Source organism: Pseudomonas sp. (assembly GCF_036387035.1).
Taxonomy (GTDB): Bacteria; Pseudomonadota; Gammaproteobacteria; order Pseudomonadales; family Pseudomonadaceae; genus Aquipseudomonas.
The window spans coordinates 1-5,410 of record NZ_DASVUM010000253.1 but is presented as its reverse complement, the minus strand read 5'-3'; the positions used below and the strand labels follow the sequence as shown (position 1 = coordinate 5,410).

The window sequence follows — 5,410 nt, the reverse complement described above, 5'->3', positions numbered from 1 at the left end:
CTTCAAGGTGTTCAGCGGTCCTGCGAACGATCCGAAGTGCCGTGTCACGGCGCTGCGCGTTCCCGGCGGCGCGAGCATGCCCCGCAGCAAGATCGACGACTACACCAAGTTCGTCGGCATCTACGGCGCCAAGGGCCTGGCTTACATCAAGGTCAACGAGCGCGCCAAAGGTGTCGAAGGCCTGCAGTCCCCGATCGTGAAGAACATCCCGGAGGCCAACCTCAACGTGATCCTCGATCGCGTGGGCGCAGTCGACGGTGACATCGTGTTCTTCGGCGCCGACAAATTCAAAATCGTCAGCGAAGCGCTGGGTGCCCTGCGCATCAAGCTGGGCCACGACCTGAATCTGCTCACCTGCGAGTGGGCACCGATGTGGGTCGTCGACTTCCCGATGTTCGAAGAAAACGACGACGGCAGCTTCTCGGCGCTTCACCACCCGTTCACCGCACCAAAATGCTCGCCTGAAGAGCTCGAAGCCAACCCGGCAACCGCGCTGTCCCGCGCGTATGACATGGTGCTGAACGGCACTGAGCTGGGCGGCGGGTCGATCCGTATCCACCGCAAGGAAATGCAGCAGGCCGTGTTCCGTCTGCTGGGTATTTCCGAAGACGAGCAGCAGGAGAAATTCGGCTTCCTGCTCGACGCGCTGAAGTACGGCGCGCCGCCGCACGGTGGTCTGGCGTTCGGCCTTGATCGTCTGGTCATGCTGATGACTGGCGCTCAGTCCATTCGTGAAGTCATTGCCTTCCCGAAAACCCAGAGCGCTGCGGACGTTATGACCCAGGCGCCAGGTGTGGTGGATGCCAAAGCATTGCGCGAGCTGCACATCCGCCTGCGCGAGACGCCGAAGGCAGAGTAAGACGTTTGGACAAGGGATCGGTGGTTCGACCGTGCGGTCGGCCCTGATCCCCGCCCATGCCGGGCACAGATTCGAGTGAAGCGTCTGCGTGTCGAGTGATCGAGCGCAGGCGTGCGTGTTTCAAGGTTTGGAGCGTGTTATGGCTGGTCATTCCAAGTGGGCGAACATCAAGCACCGCAAAGAGCGTCAGGATGCCAAGAAAGGCAAGATCTTCACCAAGTGGATTCGCGAGCTGACCGTTGCTGCCCGTCAGGGCGGCGCTGACCCTGCCTCGAACCCGCGCCTGAGGCTTGCGCAGGACAAGGCGCTCGGCGCGAACATGAGTCGCGACATCATCGACCGGGCCATCGCTCGTGGCGCTGGCGCCGCCGATGCCGATGACATGGTCGAACTGGGGTACGAAGGCTACGGCCCGGGCGGCGTTGCAGTCATGGTCGAAACCATGACCGACAACCGCAACCGGACCGCAGCTGCCGTGCGCCACGCCTTCAGCAAATGCGGCGGCAACCTCGGCACTGACGGTTCGGTGTCTTACCTGTTCGAGCGCAAGGGCCAGATTTCCTTTGCGCCGGGCGTTGATGAAGACGCGTTGATAGAAGCCGCCATGGAAGCGGACGCTGACGACGTGGTCACCCACGAAGACGGCTCCATCGACGTGTTTACATCGTTCTCCAGCTTCTATGCGGTGCGTAACGCGCTGGAAGCTGCAGGGTTCACGCCAGCCGATGCCGAAATCGTGATGCAGCCGACCACCAGTGCAGTGCTTGATCTTGAAATGGCGGAGAAGGTGCTCAAGCTGATCGATATGCTTGAGGACCTGGACGACGTGCAGAACGTCTATTCCAACGCAGAAATCCCTGACGAGGTGCTGGAGCAGCTCGGCTGACCGTTTGTCCGTTCGGAACCTGAGGCCGGAGCGCACGAAGCGTTGATGATCAACGCTATCGGCCTCCGGCCTCTCCCTTTATGCTGCGTCCATCAATGTGCGTCACCTCTCAAGCTGCAGGCGTTATGACTCTTATTTTAGGTATCGACCCCGGTTCACGCATTACCGGCTTCGGCGTGGTGCGTGACACCGGACGTGGCTGTGAATACGTGGCCTCGGGCTGTATTCGCACGGGCACCGGCTTGCTCCATGAGCGGTTGCAGATCGTGTATCGCGGCGTGCGCGAAGTGATTCAGACGTATGGCCCCGTGACCATGGGCATTGAAAAGGTGTTCATGGCGCGCAACCCGGATTCGGCGTTGAAACTGGGTCAGGCTCGCGGTGCCGCGATCGTCGCCGGCGCCGAAGAGGGCCTGGAGATCGCCGAGTACACCGCGACCCAGGTCAAGCAGGCGGTCGCTGGGACAGGCGGTGCCAACAAGGATCAGGTGATGATGATGGTCATGCACCTGCTCAAGCTGACCACCAAGCCTCAAGTGGATGCATCGGATGCACTGGCCATTGCCATGTGTCACGCGCACACACGGTCCAGCCTCATTCCTCACGGCCTTAATACCGCGCGCAGCCGCGGTGGACGTCTGCGGCTCTGATGGCACTATCTGTTGCGTTAGCCCGGCCCGCCTCGGCGACGGGCATCTGGAAAGGATTTGATTCGTGATTGGACGTCTACGCGGTACGTTGGTCGAGAAGCAGCCGCCGCATCTGGTGCTGGATGTCAACGGCGTGGGTTATGAAGTCGAAGTGCCCATGACCACGCTGTATCGCCTGCCCCATCTGGGCGAAACCGTAACGCTGCATATTCATCTGGTGGTTCGTGAAGACGCGCACCTGCTGTTCGGGTTCTACGAAAAGCGTGACCGCGAGATGTTTCGCGAGCTGATTCGTCTGAATGGCGTGGGACCGAAACTGGCGCTGGCGCTGATGTCGACGCTGGAAGTGGATGAGTTGGTACGCTGTGTCCAGGCGCAGGATACCTCCGCGCTCACCCGGGTACCGGGCGTTGGCAAGAAGACGGCGGAGCGCCTGCTGGTCGAACTCAAGGACCGCTTCAAGGCATGGGACTCGTTGCCGGGCACGTTTGCGCTGGTGTCCGACGGCCCGGGCGCGCCGATTGCAGTGGCGACGGCCGAGTCGGATGCTGTCAGCGCGTTGATCTCGCTGGGCTACAAACCCCAGGAGGCGAGCAAGGCAGTGACCGCGATAAAGGACAAGAATCTCAGCAGCGAAGACCTCATTCGCCGCGCATTGAAGGGGATGCTGTAAGTGATAGATGCCGACCGTCTGATCGCCGCCACCGGGCGTGACCGTGACGAGCAACTGGACCGTGCGATCCGGCCGCTGAGTCTGGCCGACTACATCGGTCAGCCTACCGTGCGTGAGCAAATGGAGCTGTTCATCCAGGCTGCGCGTGGCCGCAACGAAGCCCTGGATCACACGTTGATCTTCGGTCCGCCAGGCCTGGGTAAAACCACACTGGCGCATATCATCGCGCAGGAAATGGGCGTGTCGATAAAGAGCACCTCAGGGCCGGTGCTTGAACGGCCGGGTGATCTTGCGGCGATTCTGACCAACCTTGAGCCTCACGATGTGCTGTTCATCGATGAGATTCACCGCCTGTCGCCCATCGTCGAGGAAGTTTTGTATCCCGCGATGGAAGATTTCCAGCTGGACATCATGATCGGTGAAGGCCCGGCGGCACGGTCCATCAAGCTCGATCTGCCGCCGTTCACCCTGGTCGGTGCAACCACGCGCGCGGGTATGCTGACGAATCCGCTGCGTGACCGCTTCGGTATCGTGCAGCGTCTTGAGTTCTACAGCACAGCGGATTTGGCAACGATCGTATCGCGCTCGGCGAAGATCCTCGGGTTGTACATCGAGGACGAGGGTGCGTTCGAGATCGCACGCCGTGCGCGCGGTACGCCACGGATTGCCAACAGGCTGTTGCGGCGGGTGCGAGATTTCGCAGAAGTTCGCGCCAAGGGCGAAATCACCAAGGCCATTGCCGACCTTGCGCTCAACCTGCTGGACGTCGACGAACGCGGTTTCGATCATCAGGACAGACGCCTGCTGCTGACGATGATCGAGAAGTTCGACGGCGGGCCGGTCGGGGTCGACAACCTGGCGGCGGCCATCAGCGAAGAACGTCACACAATCGAGGACGTCCTGGAGCCCTATTTGATCCAGCAAGGCTATATGATGCGCACACCTCGCGGCCGCATGGTCACGCGGCATGCATATCTGCACTTCGGTTTGAACATTCCGTCACGACTGGGCGACCGGGCGGTGCTGGATGAGCCGGCCGAGGACCCTGACGAATAAATGCACAATCAACCGATTTATTCGGATGTTTGATGGTCAGACGGGCAGTCACCGTAATGTGAGTGCCGCTGGCAGCAAAAACGAAGAAAAACAGTTGCCTGGCCGGATTGGCAACCTGAGGAGTAAGCACTAGAGTATGCGCGCGCAAAACGGGGCTCAGTCGTTCGCACATCGTTGTCGCGTTTATTACGAGGACACCGATGCCGGCGGCATCGTTTACTACGTCAATTACCTGAAATTCATGGAGCGGGCTCGAACCGAGCGACTGCGGGAACTGGGCTTCGCCCAATCCGCAATGGCGAGTGTCGAGAACCTGTTGTTCGTCGTGCATTCAAGCGAGGCTCGGTACCACAAGCCCGCGCGGCTGGACGACGAGTTGCTGATCAGCGCCGAAGTAATCGAATTGAACCGTGCCAGCCTGCGCTTTCAGCAACAGGTCAGGCGGGCTGCGGATGATGTACTGCTCTGTGAAGGGCAGTTTTTGGTGGCGTGTGTGCGCGCCGACAGTTTGAAACCCCGGGCCATTCCCGAAGCTCTGCGTACGGCCTTTGCCGGGCAGGGCGGCGCGGGTACACATTCAGAGCAGGAGATACAGCGTGGAAGCTAACGTCGTCGACCATTCCTCCATGTGGAGTTTGGTCAGCAATGCCAGCGTGGTTGTGCAGTTGGTGATGCTGATCCTGGTGGCCGCCTCGGTCACCTCGTGGATCATGATTTTTCAGCGCAGCGCCATGCTGCGCGCCGGTCGTCGGGCATTGGACAGCTTCGAGGAGCGCTTCTGGTCAGGCATCGATCTGTCCAAGCTTTACCGTCAGGCAGGCAGCAACCCGGATCCTGATTCCGGCGTAGAGCAGATCTTCCGCGCCGGTTTCAAAGAGTTCTCCCGCCTCCGTCAGCAGGCTGGCGTTGATCCAGACGCGGTCATGGAAGGCGTTGCCCGCGCCATGCGCGTTGCGATCTCCCGTGAAGAAGAAAAGCTTGAGCAGAGCTTGCCGTTTCTGGCAACCGTGGGTTCCACCAGCCCTTACATTGGTCTGTTCGGGACTGTCTGGGGGATCATGAACTCCTTCCGCGGCCTGGCCACTGCGCAGCAAGCCACGCTGGCTACCGTTGCGCCGGGTATCGCCGAAGCGCTGATCGCCACGGCCATTGGCCTGTTCGCAGCGATTCCTGCGGTCATCGCATACAACCGTTTCGCCGCTCGTGGCGAGAACCTGATCGGTCGTTACTACACATTCGCCGACGAGTTCCAGGCGATCCTGCACCGCAAAGTGCACACCAGCGAA

The 5,410-nt window shown here is 60.6% G+C and carries 7 protein-coding genes; all 7 read left to right on the top strand.

From position 1 onward, the window contains the following. On the top strand, positions 1–859 hold an 859-nt coding region (locus VF672_RS23140; protein ID WP_331107299.1), incomplete at its 5' end, for an amino acid--tRNA ligase-related protein. A 139-nt stretch (positions 860–998) separates the two neighbouring features. Beyond that, positions 999–1,745 (top strand): YebC/PmpR family DNA-binding transcriptional regulator, encoded by a 747-nt coding sequence (locus tag VF672_RS23135; protein WP_331107297.1) that lies wholly within the window; start codon positions 999–1,001, stop codon positions 1,743–1,745. Between the two features lie 125 nt (positions 1,746–1,870). Then, a complete protein-coding gene (gene ruvC / locus VF672_RS23130) occupies positions 1,871–2,395 on the top strand; it encodes a crossover junction endodeoxyribonuclease RuvC (protein WP_065989739.1) in 525 nt (174 codons plus the stop codon). Between the two features lie 64 nt (positions 2,396–2,459). Further along, on the top strand, positions 2,460–3,068 hold the full coding sequence (gene ruvA / locus VF672_RS23125) for a Holliday junction branch migration protein RuvA (RefSeq protein ID WP_074893272.1): 609 nt from the start codon (positions 2,460–2,462) through the stop codon (positions 3,066–3,068). After that, complete coding sequence (gene ruvB / locus VF672_RS23120) at positions 3,069–4,124, top strand: Holliday junction branch migration DNA helicase RuvB (protein WP_331107293.1); 1,056 nt, start codon at positions 3,069–3,071, stop codon at positions 4,122–4,124. Positions 4,125–4,260: 136 nt separating this feature from the next. Continuing rightward, entirely contained in the window at positions 4,261–4,731 is a 471-nt protein-coding gene (ybgC, locus tag VF672_RS23115; protein ID WP_331107291.1) for a tol-pal system-associated acyl-CoA thioesterase, read from the top strand. After that, positions 4,721–5,410 (top strand): protein TolQ (tolQ, locus tag VF672_RS23110; RefSeq protein WP_331107289.1); only part of this gene is annotated, 690 nt, incomplete at its 3' end. The genes ybgC and tolQ, both read left to right, overlap by 11 nt.